Raw genomic sequence first — 16,356 nt, 5'->3', positions numbered from 1 at the left:
TAAATGTTGGCAGTAGTTTCATGAAGATAGTTTCTGGAAAGAAGATTTGTTTACTTATACCAGATGATGTAACAGAAGTTACAGATATTGAAAAACGTGCTTTTGATGACTTTGCTAGAAAGCTGTTTGGTGCAAAAAATGTTCTTCTTGGATCAGAATTTCCTTTCGTGGCTCCATATGAAGAAAATGGCTATGTATGCATTTCAAAAACATGCAGAATGATGGTAATGACTTATGTGAAGGATAAATATAAAAATGTCTTTAACCAAAAGTTTATAGAAGCGAAGGAATATACAAATGAAGAGATCTATAATTTTATTAATGAACTATATGGTGGTTTTGGTAGTATACCTAAGATATATTTTAATGGACTAGGCTTATCCCAATACTCTGATATAGGAATCATTACTGATGTTATGGATTTGGTTAACAACTTTGAAAATGCTTTAGAATTAGCAAAGATATAGTTAATTTTTAGCTAACATAAGTAGATGGATTAAGAAAAGGAAAATTAGAGATTTTAATGGCGAATTAGTATTAGATTCTGTTCCTGAAGAGAGGGATGACATATCACTATAAACCCACTCTTTAAACAGTTCCCTAAACTTAGAGTTAAGTCGCAACTTTCTTATTTGACGCAACAACTGAGAAAATGAACAATTTGCGAAAATACATATCATAATATATGCAAAGCTTTGTGAGTGTATTTTAAATTATAAACCTGGAGGATTTAAGTATATGGTTTATGTAATGATAGTGGTAGTACTAATAGTGTTAATAGGTTTACCATTTATATTAGATTACTATATTTTCTTTTGGGGGAACTATTTATTAGATTTAATTGTAGGTATCCTTCTAATCAGTTTAGGACTTAATAGCATAAGAATGGGAATAGGAAGCATTAGACAAAGAAAAAATTATAAGCTACAATCTCTGAACAGAGCTAAGACAAATAAAAAGAAGAGTAAGGATAAACAACAAACTGTAAAGGCAATATTGATAGGAATAATATGTTCAATTCTTATGATAGTTCTTAGTAGTGCTTTTATTAAGGACTTTTATATCATGTCGCTTGATTTATCAAATGTAATAAATAATAACTATGTGAAAATCTCTTGCGAAGTTGAAAAGTCTACTAAATCATCTTCAAAAGGAGACCATCATTCACAATATATTGTTGTTAGAAACTTACAAGATAACAGTATTATAGAGATTAATTTTACATATAAGTATGATAGAATATTGGAAAATAAAAGGTATAATATTTGGTACTTGCCCAATTCACACATGGGGTTAAAAGCAGAGCCTATTAATTAATGGTCACATAAGTAATATGTAGTGGATTTTAAAATATATATTAATTTTGCTGACACAATCAGTCGAGATTCTACCGAATACTAAGGTAATAATAGGAATTGAGGAAAAGAAATAATTATGATCAAAACACAAAGTATTTTAATAGTTAAGCTTGCAATAATGGTAAAGATAAAGTGTATCTATTGAGAATTTGAGATGGATACACTTTATTTTTATTTGTAATAAAGTAAAGTTTGATATTTGTAAGTATGTTATAATTTAGTAAAAGGTAAATAGTAATTTAAGGTATAATATTATAGTAATTTGAAAGGGATGTTAATATGATTGAGATAAAGATAATAAATCAAGATTTTTCGATATGTAAAGTTGAAGATTTATCACAAATAAATTATTCAGATGAGTTTTGTTTTATTAGTAAGACAGACGAAGAATTATCATTAGTGTGTAGTACAAAATTAGTGCCTGAAAATGCAGTTGAATGTGATAATGGCTGGAAAGGATTCAGAATACAAGGCATATTAGATTTTTCTCTTATTGGGATTTTATCAAAAATAGCTACATTATTAGCGAAAAATAAGATTGGAATATTCACAGTATCAACTTATAATACAGATTATATATTTACTAAAGAAGAAAATTTCCAGAAGGCAATAAACGTTCTTGAAAATAATGAATATAAAATAAGTTGATCGGAGAACATTCTGCAAATCCAAAACCAGTTATTCCAATATCAGAATTGAAAGAATTACAATTATAAACTATAAAATTAATTAAGAGTAAGTGTGTAACATAGAAAACATATATTCTATAAATTATAACGAAGTAATCTTAATTTAGCCCGTTAATTTACATTATACAAGGAGGATAATATGTTTCCGAATAGAGAAATGGCTGAAAAGGAATTAGAAATAGCAGGACAATTAAATCCTGGACCGTGGATAGAACATTCTATCAATGTAGCATTAGCAGCTCAAATGATTGCTGAAAAATGTACTAATATTAACCCATACAAAGCATATGTGCTAGGAATTTTCCATGATATAGGTAGAAGATATGGTATAAGTGCAAGAAGACATGGTATTGACGGATATAAATTCATGATGGAAAAAGGTTGGGATGAAGTAAGTAGAATTTGTTTGACACATTCATTCCCAGTTCCTGATTTTGACAAAGAAATAGGCAAAAATGATATGAGTGATGAAGAAAGCGAATTTGTAAGGAAATATTTAAATGACATAATTTATGATGACTATGATAGATTGCTTATTGTTTGTGATGCACTTGCAGATGCTCAAGGCTTTTGTATGTTAGAAAAGCGATTTGTTAATACAACAAGACGATATGGAACATTTCCTTTTACTGTGGAACGTTGGAATGCAACATTTGAAATGAAGGAGTATTTTGAACAACAAATGAAGTGCTCAATATATGATATTCTTCCAAACGTAAAAGAGACTACATTTATAGATTTACCACTATGGGAACCACCAGTAAAATAGTAATTTAGCGGATAGATTTAAAATAAAAAAATAGAACAAATGATGGTTCTATTTTTTATTTTTTTTATACGCTTACCCTATCATAGGTTTTATTTGAGAACTTTATCAGCTTTATATCTCTTTTCTGCATTTTATCATTAAAAAGTTTACTGGAGGTTTATCTGGGTTATCCTTGTGTATGTCATCAATTTCTACAAAATCTATAAGCCCATAATTTCCAAACTCTTTCTCTATAGACTTAGAATTATAGAAAAATAGTTTTACCCCATACGTTGTTTCATAATAATTTTCAGCAAGCTTCGTGCCATTACCGTACATTGGAGCTTTTTCCGAAACGGCCGTAAAAATCATATATCCATCTGGTTTTAAATGGTTATAGCAATCATTAATAAATTTTTTTCTTTCATCTTCATTTAACAAATGAATAAGCGCAAAGCTAGCTATACCATCATAGAGTTTATTTTCAAAAGGCATATCTGATACTGACCCATGATAAATTTTATTACTAATTCCATTTTGCCTTGCTATATTAATTGCTGTTTGAGAAATTTCGATTCCTGTAACTTCCATGTTATTATCAATAAATGGTTTTACGTTTCTTCCATATCCAATACCTGGTATTAAGATATCCTTTAGGTTATTTTCAGCAAAGTAATCTGCTACTATAATTGCAGTGCTTGATGGCTCGAACCCCCACATTGCTTGCTTTTCTGCAAAACTTTTTTCCCAAAATTCTGACATATAAACATCTCCTTTAAAACTTTTTATAATTTTATTATTACTATAAGTCTTATTTTATAGTACAAACATTGTTAATAAGCTATTTATAACAAAAATATAATTAGTTTAATCAAATACATTACAGACTATATTTATCTATAATTGGATTATAAAAACACCAATGAAATTAAGGCGTTTTTATATAATTTCAAATAGTTTTTTATTTTTGAGATAAGTTTCCATTACATTCTCCGCTTCGTCCATTGCTTTTTGGATTTTGCACTCATGATTTTCATCCATTTCACACGTAAACATAGGACTACTTCCTTCAGTTGCCTTAATTACATCTAAAAGTGAAATATCTTCTTTGTTTTTTCGCAGAACATAACCACCATTTACACCGGGGGTTGATTGAATTATATTAGCTCTTACTAACTGTGTTAAAATCTTTGACAAATAACTCGGCGAAATATTTAAATGATTTGCCAAAGGCTGCAAACTTAAATTATCTCTTCTATCATACTTAATCATATATGCAACTATATGTAATGCATAATTAGTAGCTTTGGTGTATTTCATACTAATCCTCCATGTATTATTAATCAGATATTACAGACTGTATTTGTCTACAATACACCTGTTTATACTTTTAGTCAATAATTATTAGTGATTAAGTAACTTTCATTATGTTTTTTATCGAAACCTACAAATTCCAATTTGTCATTGCTTTTTTGCCTGAACATGGTATAATGAATTAAACTTATCAGAGGACTTGTAATCAAAAGATTATTTAAGTGGGATAAGATCCGAAAAGATCTTGTTCCACTTTTTTTCTGGTCCAATATACTATCTTAACGACGTCATTGATTGTATTTTTCTGTGTTTATACAGAATATAACTTAAGTAAAAATTAGAAGTTAAAGGAGATAATTATTAAATGTATTTGAAAACAGATAGATTGATAATTCGTGATTTTGATAAAAAAGATGCTGCGGGATTGTATGAATTCCTTGAGCACCCACCTGTACATTGTTTTATGAGTGAAAAATTAGATTCACTTTATGAAGCAGAAAAAGAAGTGGAGCGAAGAGGCAAAGAAGGTGAACACTTTGCTGTTTGCTTGTCTGATACAGATTCAATTATCGGGGATGTTTTTGCCATAAAAGAGGAGCCTGATACATATAGCGTAGGGTGGAATTTCAACTTAAAATATGGCAAGAGCGGTTATGCAACTGAAGCGGCAAAAGCGTTAATCGACTTCCTCTTCAATAACGATGCAAGGAGAATATATGCTTATGCTGAAGACGATAATATTCAATCCCAAAAGCTTTGTGAGCGACTTGGAATGAGAAAAGAAGGACTCTTTATTGATTTTATATCTTTTGTGAACAACCCAGATGGAACTCCTTATTATGAAAATACCTATCAATATGCTATTCTAAAAAGAGAGTGGATGAAGATAAAATGAAAATAAGAAAAGAGTATACTTGCCCTTTAGAGTTAGTGCACGATATGATTAAAGGAAAATGGAAATCAATTATATTATGGAGGTTACGATTAGGTGCTACCTCATTGGCTAAATTAGAAAGAGATATTGATGGCATTAATCAAAAGATGCTGTTAGAGCAGTTAAAAGAATTGATTGAGTATGGATTTGTAGAAAAGAAAACCTTTGATGGATATCCTCTTCATGTGGAATATTCTCTAACAATAGATATGGGTATGCAGATTATAAATGCTCTAAAGATCATGCAGTCTATCGGAATTGATTATTTAAAAGAACATGGTATGGAAAAAATATTGATTGAAAAAGGAGTTACTAGAGAATAATACCCACAAAAAAGTTGGTAATTTACGTTATAGATGCTTTTTGCTATAGTTTTTTTATAAATAAAAGTGTTGGAGGTAAAATATGATAGTAACAAGTACGGGTATTATAAATGGGATTATTCAAAATCAATATGGTAGTCGAGGGGAATATTTTAATGAAAATGGAATTCCTACTTTTTCTCTTCCATTTAAAATTGTAGATGCTCCTGTAAATACTGTTTCCTTTGCAATAGTGTTAGAAGATAAAGATGCTTATCCAGTGACAGGTGGCTTTACATGGATACATTGGCTCGCAGCTAACATTACACGTAATGAATTGAAAGACAATGAGAGTCAGATATCAGATGATTTTATACAAGGTATAAATAGTTGGACTAGTTTACAAGGAAATCAGCAATCAAGAAAACTATCTTGTTATTATGGTGGTATGACACCACCAGATAAGCCACATTTATATGAGCTTCATGTTTTTGCTTTAGATAAACTGTTAAATTTAAAAGTAGGTTTTTTACTAAATGAACTATACCATGAAATGGATGGACATATTTTAGAACAATATACGTTGAAAGGAACTTATGAAAATTAATCTTGTAGGTGAGATATGAAGATGGAAGATTATAATGTTGTTAAAAATGATTTTAATGAAATTTCACAACTTGATGAATTAAAATGGAATCATAACAACTGTTATTTCAAGCAGCTCATGAAACTTGTACCCAATACAGTTGAAACCTGCCTTGAAATAGGTTGTGGCAAAGGTGAACTTTCATTTATGTTGTCAAAGAAATCTAAAAAAGTAATTGCCGTTGACCTGTCAGATAAGATGATTGAAAGGGCAAAAGTATTATATCCTAATAAGAATATTGAGTATATTTGTGGAAATATTCTCGATATGAAATTTGAAAATAATAGTCTTGATGTTATCATAACAACAGCAACAGCACATCATTTGCCTTATGAGTGGCTTCTATGTTTTGCAAAGAATAAACTTAAAAAGGGTGGTAAACTTATTATATTAGATCTTGTAAAAGCAAAGTCATTCAGTGATTATATTATATGGGGGAGTGCCTTTATCCCCAATATCATAATGAATTTATTGAAAAATGGCAGGTTGCAAAAGGATGATGCCCATTCAAAAGAAGTTTGGGAGAGGCATGGCAAACATGACACGTATATGACAATGGATGAGATAAAAGCATTAGCACAAAAACATATCCATACAGCAAAAGTTAAACGTAAACTTTTTTGGAGATATTTATTAGTATGGCAAAAATAGTTGTAATCTGAAAATTGATTAAGTTGGAATGTTCTTGTTTAATCAAACAACTGAAGAAATTAACTATTTGCAAAAACACTGTATTATTGAAAGATAAAGTGTATCTATTGAGAATTTAAAATGGATACACTTTATTTTTTATTGCAATAAAGTAAAGTTTGATATTTGTAAACTATGTTATAATTTAGTAAAAGATAAATAGTAATTTATCGTGAATGATTGCAATGTTACTTAATGTTTTATGTATACGGAAGCGAGGTTGTGTAAGGTGAATGGTAAGGAGTTAAAGACAAGAAGGGGTACTGTTTATTATTGGATTAGTCATAACAAAAATCCGAACACAAAATGTATTGTTTTTACGCATGGTGTAACCGCTGACCACTCCATGTTTGAAAAACAGGTGGAATACTTTAAACAAGAATATACGGTAATTACATGGGATGTTCCTCTTCATGGTCTTTCACGCCCATATTTAAATTTTACATATGAGAATTGTGCACATGATCTGATGAGAATATTGGATCAGGAAAAAATTGACAAGGTAATATTGGTCGGTATGTCTATGGGTGGTTATCCCAGTCAGGAGTTCGCATTTCATTATGCTGAAAAAGTAGAAGGTTTTATAGCACTTGATACCACACCTTTTGGCATTAGTTATTACTCAGGATTAGATATTTGGTGGTTAAAACATGTTGCTTTAATAGCAAAATGTTTTTCAGCAAATGCTTTGCGAAAAAGTATGGCAAAATCTGTTTCCAAGACGAAGTATTCATATGACAAGATGATAGAAATGCTTGCAACATTTACAAAATCTGAAATCATTGAACAAATGGATATTGCTTATGGTACCTTTATAAAGGAAAATAAAGATGTTAGTTTTTCTTTTCCGGTACTGATTTTGCTTGGTGAATTCGATAAAGTTGGAAAAGTAAATCAATATTGTGAGGCATGGTCAAAGAAAGAGGGATGTCCACTTCATATAATAAGTAATGCATCACATTTTTCAAACGGAGACAATCCAGAACAGGTAAATTCTGAGATACAGGAATTTATAAATGGATTAATTAAGTATAATGTATAGAACTGATAAGTTCCAATTTTAGAGTTAAGTATTATAAATAATAAATTAAGTGGTAATAATAAACAAAGCTATAGACTAGCTTTAACTCTTCCTCCTGTCAGAATAAAAAACATAATGGGGTATTTTATTCTAGACTCAGGAAGCAAATCTTCGTAGGTCTTATAATAGTCTCCCTCTGGGCGATAAGAAAGGATATTATATAAAATATATAGAATGAATTATGATTAAAAATAATCTTGAAACGGAATTAATAAAAAAATTAAAATTTAATATTCAAAATGACGAAAAAAAAGCTTTGAATGAATTTCTTCAATTTTTAAAAGAAAAAGGTAATCCAATTATTGAACCAATAATTGATGAAATAGATTATTCATTAGTTACAATATTCCACTTTGCTGAACAACCAATTAACAATGTGCTTATAATTTCACAAATACTACCGGCCTTAACTGATGAGAATATTGAAGAGCATCTTCTTGAGCGTATCTGTGATACAAATTTATGGTATAGGACTTATAAAGTTAGAAATGACATAAAATTTTCGTACAATTTGTTTCCTAATGATTCTCTACTTATAGGATGTAAAGAACGATGCAAAAATATGAGAGCAGATAAATTCAACAAAAATAAACTGACTTTTAATAGACCAGGTAGTTTTAAAGTGGAAATACCGTATGTAAAAATGCCTAATTCAGGGGAAAATTTTTGGCTTGAAGAAAGAATCGACATACCAAAAGGAACTATTACAAAGTATGAATTTGAAAGCTCATATTTCATAGAACCTAGAGGCATAAATGTTTACAAACCATCTGGTTATAACAAGGATTCATCACCTTATGGTTTTATTACATTGACAGATGGCTATGATTATATAAATGTTCTTAAAGCAGAACAAGCCTTGAATAATTTAATTGCTGATAAAAAAATCCCGCCTATTGTAGCAATTTTTATTGATTCAACAGATAAAAGATCTGAGGATTTATCTTGTAATGATTTATTTTGTAATTCTGTAGCAAATGAAATGATACCTTGGCTTAGAGAAAAATATAACTTATCAGAGGATCCTCAAAAGGCAGTAATTGGTGGCTTGAGCCTTGGAGGATTAACGGCTACATATATGGGATTAAAACATTCTGAGGTGTTTGGAAACGTACTTTGTCAATCAGGTTCATTTTGGTATAAGCCTATAAAATCAGACAAAAAAAAGGAATGTAAAGTAGAGCTTGAAAAGAGAAGTAGTGAACTTGATTGTTGGATGAGTGAGCAAATAAAATTAAGTCCAAAACTGCCATTAAAGTTTTATATGAATATAGGCGTTCTTGAAAATAAAAAAACAATGATTAACAATTCATTAAATGTTAAGAATACATTAGAATCATTAGACTATCATGTTGATTTTGAATTTTTTAAAAGTGGACATGACTATCTGAGTTGGGGCCAGACGCTTGCCACTGGATTAATTACACTTATTGGATACCGGGATGATACAGAATAATGTAATGTTATAACATTGTATAAACTATGTGTTCCCTTGCATAATTAGTATAATCAAATTTTTGAAGAAGCGTATTTGGATGTTAAAAACAATTGTTATCAAGTTAAGAAAAGAATCAGAAATTGGTTTGGCATAGAGTAATATGTATTCAGAAAAGAAAGGTATGATATTGAATATACAAGGAATTATGAATATATTTAGATATTGTGGTATAATTTTGTACAAGTTATATGATAATTGTAATTTTGTGTGAACATTTTCCAATTAAATAAGAGGGATGCATATTGAATAACTTCTAAATATATATTGATAATTTTAAGGTGGCAAAAGAATGAGAGTATTTCAAACATGTTTTTTTATAATCGGAATCATATTCTATTTAATATTAGGATGTTTACTAGAAACAGTTTTTAGTTTATCTTTAGATAGTAAAAAAATAACTACGAAAAAAAGAACCTCGAAAGAAAGGCAAAAATATATTGATTTAAAAAGCATCTATGAAAGAATATTGGAGATAAGATATGCTAGTCCAGGGAAAGTTATAATTGTTGTAATTGTAATGAGTATAACAATTTGGCTTGTTAAACCATACGTGCTTGATATTCCACAATTAATAACTGGAAAATTTAATTATGTAACTGCGGAAGTAGAAGATATAAGACATTTTAATAAAGATCCAATGGAGTATGTTTATCTCTCTAATGGAAAAAGGGTTGATTTTTTCTTTTCTTCTGGTGTTAGTAGATATAAGAAGTATAAAATAGGGTATCTTACCCACACCAATAGAGGAATTTATTGTGAAGAAATTGATGAAAGTAATAGTCACAGAACGGTTATAGGTTTTCCTTTTAAAGATATATTAGGATACTTAGCTGCACTTGGTGTAATATTCTTTTTAATATTTATTTCACCATATGTAAAATTGATATTATTCATACCAGTAAATATAATTTCCGTTCCCGTATTTATATATTACTTTATAAAATATCGAATTGATAATGGTATTTGGTTTTCAAGTGAAAATAGAGGATTTGTTTTCTTGATGTTTGCTTTGGTAATTATATTAACAACACTTTTTGGGTATTTTATTGAAAAGGCGAAATCTGATGATTGTCATGTAATTTATGTCTTTGCTCAAGTTTTTTCAATTTGTGAGTTAGTTTTTCTTATTTGTTTAATATTTAATTTAGATTAAAATTAAGATAATATTTTTGAACTAAATCAAGCTCAGCCAAAGCTTCGCAATGGCCCTCAGGGGTCATTAATAAATTGTTAACAATTTGTTTTGCTAGAGGACAGTGGATCAAATAAGAACGGAATGTCACAGGAAACGTTAGCTGAAAAATGTTTAGTTACTAGGCAGTCTATTTCTAAATGGGAAATGGACATTTCACTACCAGAGACAGAAAAACTATTAGAATTAAGCCGCATATTTGGAGTAACAATTGATGTGCTATTGAAAGATGAGTTATTAGTTGATGGAGTAAAAGAAAAGAAATCATGTGGCAAATTGTTTACTAATGAAAATGAAGGAATATATGAAGGACTTCTAATTAAAGAAAGTATTGATAATGAAGAAATTCTGGACTGTCTTAATGTAAATAAAATTGAATTGTGGAAGACTAAATATTTTCCACGTTACTGGACTGCAATCACTTTTTCATCAAATATAATAGATTTACCTGAAAAGTTTTCTAAAGCTTTGATTAATGATGAGAACAAAGGTGGTAGGTGGTTTGTTGATTTCAAAAAGAATAATATAAAATATATTGTTTTTAGAGGGCTTATTTTAAAATATACCATTGGAAATATTGAAGAAAAAAATAATGTTATTGAAAAATGTCGTAGTCAAGGTATACCAGATTGTCAGATGAATTGGTCGGAATAGAGAGTATAAGTTATATGAGCATGATACGAAGCTGATAAATTTGAATTTGTAGGAACGGAAAATTTATCAAAGAATCGCTAAGAGACTTCAATTGAGGTCTCTTTTTTTAGATGAAGAAAAAATTAAATTACAGAACTTGATAATAAGGAACTTCTGGAATTATTTAAGTTAGGTGGTGGAAAGTGAATTTCAAGATAAACTTTATAAATCCACATACTCTAAAAAATTATAAAACTAAGAAGTTTACTAATTTATACAACTGATTAAATATATTGAAATATATCACAATATATGATATATATTGTATAGGACTAGTCTTATATAATATGTGAATTGTTTTTGGAGGAGGAAAATATGTCACTAGAATATGCTTTACTAGGATTTTTGCAATATAAACCACTTTCCGGATATGATATGAAAAAAACCTTTGATTCTACGGTAAATCATTTTTGGCCTGCTGATCAGAGTCAAATTTATCGAACATTAAATAAACTTACTGCAGAAGAACTTATAGACATGGAATTAGTCATTCAAAAAGATAAACCAAACAGCAAGATATATTTTATAACAGAAAAAGGTAAAGAAGAATTTCTAAATTGGTTGAAGTCTCCTATTTCCATGGCAACACCTAGAATTCCTTGGCTTGTACACATTTATTTTGCAGCTGAATTGTCGGATGATGTGATTATTAGTATTTTAGAAAAAGTTGCAGATCAAATTCGTGATAGGATTAATTCAATGGAGAAGACAACTAGATCAGTATTTATTACTGATGCTAAACCACTTACATCAAGAGATTTATTCTTTAAGGAGCTTACCTATGATTATGGAATTACAATAAATAATGCTATTCTTCACTGGATTGAAAAAGTTATTGAACAAATTCAAAAAGGCGAATATCAATAATTATATAATAGATTATAGAGGGAGTGATTAATTTGAAAATACTTGCTATTAACTCAAGTTTTAGGGGTTCAAAAGGTTTTTCCAAGTTTTTAATTGACAAGTTATTTCAAGGAGCAAGAGAAAAAGGAGCAGATTGTGAAACTATAAACCTTTCAGAACTTAAGATTAACCACTGTATTGACTGTCAAGTTTGTCAAAAGCCCGATCATTTTTTAAAATGCGTTTTCAATGATAAAGATGATTTTGAAATGATTTATAACAAAATGAAAGATTCAGATCTTATTATATTTGCATCTCCTGTATACACCTTTGGAATGTCCAGTTTACTAAAAACACTTTTTGAAAGATTCTACAGTAAAGCAAAGGTTGGAGAATTTAAATTAACAAAAAGCGGACTTTTTTTTCACCATGTGGATAACGATATTTCTAATAAACCCTTTGTTACTCTTGTAGTTTGTGACAATCTTGAAGATGCAATGACTCATAATACTCTTTCTTTTTTTAGAACATATTCTAAATTTAATGACGTCAAGACTGTTGGCACCCTTGTTCGCAAGTCAGCTGCAATGTTTGGTTTTAATGAAAAGAAGGAAAACAACAGTCCTTTAATTTCAGAAGTATATGATGCTTATGTACAAGCTGGCAGAGAGCTTGTATTATTAGGAGGAATATGTAGGCGGACGGAGAAAAAGGCAAATCAGCCTATGATTAAGATTCCATTCTTCGTAAAGCCTATGATGAGACTTGGTTTTGGTAAGAAGAAGGTATTGGAAGGCCACGGAAAAATTATGAACTCAGCTATTAAAAGATAAATAGTAAATTTGTAGAGGAGAATAAATATGGATAGTGTATATGTAAGTTGCCCCGAATTTGAAAATAAACGGTTCAATTTAAGATTTGTTTCTATAGATGATTGTGATGACTTGTTAAAAGTATATTCTGATAAAAAAGCAGTTCCATTATTTAATAGTGATAATTGTGCGCTTCTTCGTTTAGATTTGAGAAGTTTTAACTCTTCCTCCTGTCAGAATAAAAGCTATTCCATAGACATTAAACATAACGGGGTATTTTATTCTAAACCCAGGAAGCAAATCTTCGTAGGTCTTATAATGGTCTCCCTTTGGTCGAAAGGAAACTTTGGACAAACTTATTAGCTGTAGTCATGGAGTATTCCTCTAGGGGTACAGCCGATAATCTTTCCAAAGCAAAAATAATAATTGATTAAAAAGCAATTATTGTACATTGAATGCATTACTTAAAAAAGCAGCAGCTGGATATGGTATAAATTATAGAAAGGCTATTAAGTTAAGAAAATACTTAAATAATTTATGAGTAATTTAAAAATTATGTGACATAACTTTTAAATTATAAATAATTAGAATTAAATATTATTTTAATATATTTAATAAGTTAAAGGAGAATTAATATGCCACCAAGTATAAAAATAACAAAAGAAATGCTTCCATATTTTAGAAAACAGAAATCTGGCATAATTATTAATATTTCTTCTATTGCTGGCAGAACAACGGTTCCGTTGCAAACATTATACCATGCAGCAAAATGGGAAGTAGAAGGATTTTCTGAATCGTTGCAATATGAATTAAGTCCATTTAATATAAAAATAATCGAGCCAGGTGTAATAAAAACAGATTTCTACGGACGTTCAATGACGGTTATGGAGAATAACAATTTATATGATTATAAAGCTTATTCTCAAAAGGTTGTTTCTAGTTTAGTTACAAATGGAAATAATGGGTCTGATCCTTTGGAAGTAGCAGAAACGATTTTTAAAGCAGCTAATTCTAAAAGTGATAAAATGCGTTATCCAGTTGGAAAATCAAAGAATCTAATTGTATTAAGCAGTGTTCTTCCGGATAAAGTATTTCATAATTTGGTAAGTGCTGAAATGCAGAAGTGACAAAGTAAGAATAATAGACACTTTATTTTTATTTGTAATAAGATAAATTTTGGTATTTGTAAACTATGTTATAATTTAGTAAAAGATAAATTAGTGGTTTATCTGTTAGGCGATATAATTAATTTATATTTAATAATAAAATTAAAATGTATTTAGGAGTGATGTAAATGCCATACATAACATTAGAAAGTGGAAAATTAACTAAAGAACAAAAAGAAGAATTAATTAAAAGATTAACAGAGGTCTCATCAGAAATAATGCATATTCCAAGTGAATTTTTTCTTACCACTATAAAAGAATTACCTGATGACAATATTGGAATTGGAGGAAAAACAATCGATAAAACAAAAAAAGAATATATGGATAAGCAACGTTAATATGAAGATAAATTTCAATTTAGGGTTGAGTAATGTAAATAGTAATTCAAAAGTAATAGATATAAATACATTTGTTGAATTATGCTATAAGGTTGTAGGAACACCTTTAGAAAAAATATATGTAACTAATCATAATAATCAAAGAGACTATTTTAGTTTTTATGATTATGAATATAGTTTAGATATATCACGACAAACTGAATTGTTAGCAGAACAAAAGGATTTATTTGAGGGATTAAAGGAATCTTATGAATGGTTTAAGGAGAATTCTTATGAAGTTGTAAAAAAGGATTATATTAATTTTATTCAACAAAATTTTGAATAACTTTTTAAAAATAAATTTAGTTTATTTAATCCAAGTGATAGATTCCAATTTATCTGGCTGAACAAAATGACTGTAATGTGTGTTTGAGCTGATGGGTACATTGGATATTATTGTAAAATTGATAAGTTCTACACTTCTGAATTAAAAGAATGTAGAACTATTTATACTAAAAGAATTTATATAATTATATTAATACATAAAGCCATATTTGTAAGATGTTATGAACTAAATAAGATATAAATGGAGGATAAAGATGATAAATGCAAATGAAGCCAAAGAGGTATTAATTAGAATGTTAAATGAAGCTGGTTTTAACTTTGATAGTCCTAATCCTAAATTAGCATGGAAAACCTTCAAGGAATTTTTTAATACCAAGGTAGACTGTGGTGATGATGCTTTACTATTCCAATGTGGGGGATATGATTTTACAGGCGAGAATTTATTTTACCTTGAGTTTGTAAGACAGTTTGTTTTTGAAACAGATGGAGAATATGACCATATGGAACAATTAAGGCTTACATTATATTTTAAAACAGTTACGGAATTAAAAGAGCTAGAAACTAACCTATGGTCATATGACTGTGATTCAGTAGATGAATTCTTCAGTAAAGTTGAAAATATGAATTATTTTAAAATGCTTATTGAGAATTATGTTTCATTTAAATGTGAAGTTAAACAAGGGGAAATTTAATCATAAACAGGAGCTAAATATTACTTTAATTAGTACGTAATTTTCTTATTTAATGCAACAACTGAAAAAACGAATGATCTATATATACACCGCATTATTCAGAATTGAATTTTGGTGTGTTTTTGCGTCGTATTCCTAAGACTATTTGTATCTATTTTAAATTTACGATATATACTCTTTCTGAAAACAATGCGACGTAACTTTCTAAACTAAAAATAAGAACGATGGTCTTTGAACATGGAATAATGCAGTGTTAAAAATACCTATGTTTTTTGTATAGTAACTAAAATATATGGAAAATGTGGTATAATTTTTATATGTATTAAATCACAGTTGTAAATAAGTGACAATTAGCCAATAAGTACTGGGAGGTATCGTTGTCTTGAGCAAACTATTTGAGATAAAATACTCTATTTTTGAAGATCATAAAGAAGAGTTAAGAAGCATGAGTCTTGAAGAATTTGAAAGTGAATTTACAAACATATATGGTATGTTCACTCTTATATTTGATGGTAATGAATTTATTCCCTATTTAGATGGAGAAAATGAATTTCCGTTAGAGGTTAGGCAAGGATTTTCAGAATTAATAAATGAATACTTTGATGGTCTTATATATATTGTTAGCCATTTAGAGGAATACCCGTTCTTTTATCTTAAGTATATTGAAAACGATACAACATGGCTGAAAATATCAGTTGAAGAAAAGAAAATGCTGGTAAGCGAAATCGAGATAGATTGGAATACAGAAATGAATAATGGATTAAAGGGCATTGTAACAACCAATTCAGAGCTATTTGATACTCCCTTGCAGGAGAAATGGGGGAATGTAGAGGTAGAAAAAGATATATTTAAGGCAAAGGTTACTGAAAAGTTATTTTCATTCATTAGTGAAATTAAATCCGCAAACCAAAATGTTTTAAAAAGCAAAATTTTTGATAAGCAGATTAGATACCTAAGAACTAATGGGTTAGATATTATATTAAATTGATATTGCACAATATTCTTATTTAACGAAACAATCAAAAAGACGAAC

At 29.0% G+C, this 16,356-nt stretch carries 22 protein-coding genes; 20 read left to right on the top strand and 2 right to left on the bottom strand.

Features of this window, described 5'->3' with window-relative positions; genetic code table 11:
• Nucleotides 1-20 precede the first annotated feature (20 nt).
• The 4 genes from Q6H37_RS25430 to Q6H37_RS25415 all read left to right on the top strand — a co-directional run bounded on the left by Q6H37_RS25430 (nt 21) and on the right by Q6H37_RS25415 (nt 2,816).
• Entirely contained in the window at nt 21-467 is a 447-nt protein-coding gene (locus tag Q6H37_RS25430; RefSeq protein WP_318737591.1) for a hypothetical protein, read from the top strand.
• Nucleotides 468-738: 271 nt separating this feature from the next.
• Nucleotides 739-1,317 (top strand): hypothetical protein, encoded by a 579-nt coding sequence (locus tag Q6H37_RS25425; RefSeq protein WP_318737590.1) that lies wholly within the window; start codon nt 739-741, stop codon nt 1,315-1,317.
• A 323-nt stretch (nt 1,318-1,640) separates the two neighbouring features.
• The gene (locus Q6H37_RS25420) at nt 1,641-2,006 is read left to right on the top strand and encodes an ACT domain-containing protein (protein ID WP_318743159.1); all 366 of its coding nucleotides are present in this window, start codon (nt 1,641-1,643) and stop codon (nt 2,004-2,006) included.
• Between the two features lie 180 nt (nt 2,007-2,186).
• Complete coding sequence (locus tag Q6H37_RS25415; RefSeq protein WP_318737588.1) at nt 2,187-2,816, top strand: HD domain-containing protein; 630 nt, start codon at nt 2,187-2,189, stop codon at nt 2,814-2,816.
• 111 nt (nt 2,817-2,927) lie between these two features.
• Here Q6H37_RS25415 and Q6H37_RS25410 read toward each other — a convergent pair whose 3' ends face one another.
• Nucleotides 2,928-3,557, bottom strand: coding sequence for a class I SAM-dependent methyltransferase (locus Q6H37_RS25410; RefSeq protein ID WP_318737586.1), 630 nt, complete (start codon nt 3,555-3,557; stop codon nt 2,928-2,930).
• A 177-nt stretch (nt 3,558-3,734) separates the two neighbouring features.
• Nucleotides 3,735-4,115, bottom strand: coding sequence for an Rrf2 family transcriptional regulator (locus tag Q6H37_RS25405; RefSeq protein ID WP_318737585.1), 381 nt, complete (start codon nt 4,113-4,115; stop codon nt 3,735-3,737).
• Between the two features lie 358 nt (nt 4,116-4,473).
• Between Q6H37_RS25405 and Q6H37_RS25400 the strand changes: the two genes are divergently transcribed.
• The 16 genes from Q6H37_RS25400 (at nt 4,474) to Q6H37_RS25325 (ending at nt 16,311) form a co-directional block, all read left to right on the top strand.
• On the top strand, nt 4,474-5,004 hold the full coding sequence (locus Q6H37_RS25400) for a GNAT family protein (protein WP_318737584.1): 531 nt from the start codon (nt 4,474-4,476) through the stop codon (nt 5,002-5,004).
• Nucleotides 5,001-5,366 carry a helix-turn-helix domain-containing protein gene (locus tag Q6H37_RS25395; protein ID WP_318737583.1) on the top strand — a complete coding sequence of 122 codons (366 nt, stop codon included), beginning with the start codon at nt 5,001-5,003 and terminating at the stop codon, nt 5,364-5,366. The genes Q6H37_RS25400 and Q6H37_RS25395 overlap by 4 nt, the downstream gene beginning before the upstream one ends.
• 82 nt (nt 5,367-5,448) lie before the next feature.
• Nucleotides 5,449-5,952: a YbhB/YbcL family Raf kinase inhibitor-like protein gene (locus tag Q6H37_RS25390; RefSeq protein ID WP_318737582.1), complete on the top strand. Its 504-nt coding sequence runs from the start codon at nt 5,449-5,451 to the stop codon at nt 5,950-5,952.
• A gap of 21 nt (nt 5,953-5,973) precedes the next feature.
• On the top strand, nt 5,974-6,642 hold the full coding sequence (locus Q6H37_RS25385; RefSeq protein WP_318737580.1) for a class I SAM-dependent methyltransferase: 669 nt from the start codon (nt 5,974-5,976) through the stop codon (nt 6,640-6,642).
• A 268-nt stretch (nt 6,643-6,910) separates the two neighbouring features.
• Nucleotides 6,911-7,723, top strand: a complete 813-nt coding sequence (locus Q6H37_RS25380) for an alpha/beta hydrolase (protein ID WP_318737579.1) — start codon at nt 6,911-6,913, stop codon at nt 7,721-7,723.
• Nucleotides 7,724-7,943: 220 nt separating this feature from the next.
• Nucleotides 7,944-9,218 (top strand): alpha/beta hydrolase, encoded by a 1,275-nt coding sequence (locus tag Q6H37_RS25375; protein WP_318737578.1) that lies wholly within the window; start codon nt 7,944-7,946, stop codon nt 9,216-9,218.
• Nucleotides 9,219-9,549: 331 nt separating this feature from the next.
• The gene (locus tag Q6H37_RS25370) at nt 9,550-10,413 is read left to right on the top strand and encodes a hypothetical protein (protein WP_318737576.1); all 864 of its coding nucleotides are present in this window, start codon (nt 9,550-9,552) and stop codon (nt 10,411-10,413) included.
• A gap of 123 nt (nt 10,414-10,536) precedes the next feature.
• Nucleotides 10,537-11,106: a helix-turn-helix transcriptional regulator gene (locus Q6H37_RS25365; protein WP_318737574.1), complete on the top strand. Its 570-nt coding sequence runs from the start codon at nt 10,537-10,539 to the stop codon at nt 11,104-11,106.
• Between the two features lie 354 nt (nt 11,107-11,460).
• Nucleotides 11,461-12,012, top strand: a complete 552-nt coding sequence (locus Q6H37_RS25360; RefSeq protein ID WP_318737573.1) for a PadR family transcriptional regulator — start codon at nt 11,461-11,463, stop codon at nt 12,010-12,012.
• Nucleotides 12,013-12,044: 32 nt separating this feature from the next.
• Entirely contained in the window at nt 12,045-12,824 is a 780-nt protein-coding gene (locus Q6H37_RS25355) for a flavodoxin family protein (protein ID WP_318737571.1), read from the top strand.
• A gap of 27 nt (nt 12,825-12,851) precedes the next feature.
• Entirely contained in the window at nt 12,852-13,166 is a 315-nt protein-coding gene (locus Q6H37_RS25350) for a hypothetical protein (protein WP_318737569.1), read from the top strand.
• Nucleotides 13,167-13,438: 272 nt separating this feature from the next.
• The gene (locus tag Q6H37_RS25345; protein ID WP_318737567.1) at nt 13,439-13,930 is read left to right on the top strand and encodes an SDR family NAD(P)-dependent oxidoreductase; all 492 of its coding nucleotides are present in this window, start codon (nt 13,439-13,441) and stop codon (nt 13,928-13,930) included.
• 167 nt (nt 13,931-14,097) lie between these two features.
• Complete coding sequence (dmpI, locus tag Q6H37_RS25340) at nt 14,098-14,307, top strand: 4-oxalocrotonate tautomerase DmpI (RefSeq protein WP_318737566.1); 210 nt, start codon at nt 14,098-14,100, stop codon at nt 14,305-14,307.
• Between the two features lies 1 nt (nt 14,308).
• Nucleotides 14,309-14,632, top strand: coding sequence for a hypothetical protein (locus Q6H37_RS25335; protein WP_318737564.1), 324 nt, complete (start codon nt 14,309-14,311; stop codon nt 14,630-14,632).
• Between the two features lie 253 nt (nt 14,633-14,885).
• On the top strand, nt 14,886-15,323 hold the full coding sequence (locus Q6H37_RS25330; protein WP_318737562.1) for a hypothetical protein: 438 nt from the start codon (nt 14,886-14,888) through the stop codon (nt 15,321-15,323).
• A 382-nt stretch (nt 15,324-15,705) separates the two neighbouring features.
• Nucleotides 15,706-16,311 carry a hypothetical protein gene (locus tag Q6H37_RS25325; protein ID WP_318737561.1) on the top strand — a complete coding sequence of 202 codons (606 nt, stop codon included), beginning with the start codon at nt 15,706-15,708 and terminating at the stop codon, nt 16,309-16,311.
• The last annotated feature ends 45 nt before the right edge of the window (nt 16,312-16,356 follow it).

The sequence above is a fragment of the Clostridium sp. JS66 genome (assembly GCF_033561535.1).
GTDB lineage: Bacteria > Bacillota > Clostridia > Clostridiales > Clostridiaceae > Clostridium_AM > Clostridium_AM carboxidivorans.
The sequence above is the reverse complement of the archived record's forward strand: the minus strand, read 5'-3'. Positions and strand labels throughout refer to the sequence as shown.

What these genes read in the sequence shown, in the direction of transcription:
- Q6H37_RS25430 (WP_318737591.1), top strand. Translation starts at nt 21, where the DNA reads ATGAAGATAGTTTCTGGAAAGAAGATTTGTTTACTTATACCAGATGAT.
- Q6H37_RS25425 (WP_318737590.1), top strand. Translation starts at nt 739, where the DNA reads ATGGTTTATGTAATGATAGTGGTAGTACTAATAGTGTTAATAGGTTTA.
- Q6H37_RS25415 (WP_318737588.1), top strand. Translation starts at nt 2,187, where the DNA reads ATGTTTCCGAATAGAGAAATGGCTGAAAAGGAATTAGAAATAGCAGGA.
- Q6H37_RS25410 (WP_318737586.1), bottom strand. Translation starts at nt 3,557, where the DNA reads ATGTCAGAATTTTGGGAAAAAAGTTTTGCAGAAAAGCAAGCAATGTGG.
- Q6H37_RS25405 (WP_318737585.1), bottom strand. Translation starts at nt 4,115, where the DNA reads ATGAAATACACCAAAGCTACTAATTATGCATTACATATAGTTGCATAT.
- Q6H37_RS25400 (WP_318737584.1), top strand. Translation starts at nt 4,474, where the DNA reads ATGTATTTGAAAACAGATAGATTGATAATTCGTGATTTTGATAAAAAA.
- Q6H37_RS25395 (WP_318737583.1), top strand. Translation starts at nt 5,001, where the DNA reads ATGAAAATAAGAAAAGAGTATACTTGCCCTTTAGAGTTAGTGCACGAT.
- Q6H37_RS25390 (WP_318737582.1), top strand. Translation starts at nt 5,449, where the DNA reads ATGATAGTAACAAGTACGGGTATTATAAATGGGATTATTCAAAATCAA.
- Q6H37_RS25385 (WP_318737580.1), top strand. Translation starts at nt 5,974, where the DNA reads ATGGAAGATTATAATGTTGTTAAAAATGATTTTAATGAAATTTCACAA.
- Q6H37_RS25375 (WP_318737578.1), top strand. Translation starts at nt 7,944, where the DNA reads ATGATTAAAAATAATCTTGAAACGGAATTAATAAAAAAATTAAAATTT.
- Q6H37_RS25370 (WP_318737576.1), top strand. Translation starts at nt 9,550, where the DNA reads ATGAGAGTATTTCAAACATGTTTTTTTATAATCGGAATCATATTCTAT.
- Q6H37_RS25365 (WP_318737574.1), top strand. Translation starts at nt 10,537, where the DNA reads ATGTCACAGGAAACGTTAGCTGAAAAATGTTTAGTTACTAGGCAGTCT.
- Q6H37_RS25360 (WP_318737573.1), top strand. Translation starts at nt 11,461, where the DNA reads ATGTCACTAGAATATGCTTTACTAGGATTTTTGCAATATAAACCACTT.
- Q6H37_RS25350 (WP_318737569.1), top strand. Translation starts at nt 12,852, where the DNA reads ATGGATAGTGTATATGTAAGTTGCCCCGAATTTGAAAATAAACGGTTC.
- Q6H37_RS25345 (WP_318737567.1), top strand. Translation starts at nt 13,439, where the DNA reads ATGCCACCAAGTATAAAAATAACAAAAGAAATGCTTCCATATTTTAGA.
- dmpI (WP_318737566.1), top strand. Translation starts at nt 14,098, where the DNA reads ATGCCATACATAACATTAGAAAGTGGAAAATTAACTAAAGAACAAAAA.
- Q6H37_RS25335 (WP_318737564.1), top strand. Translation starts at nt 14,309, where the DNA reads ATGAAGATAAATTTCAATTTAGGGTTGAGTAATGTAAATAGTAATTCA.
- Q6H37_RS25330 (WP_318737562.1), top strand. Translation starts at nt 14,886, where the DNA reads ATGATAAATGCAAATGAAGCCAAAGAGGTATTAATTAGAATGTTAAAT.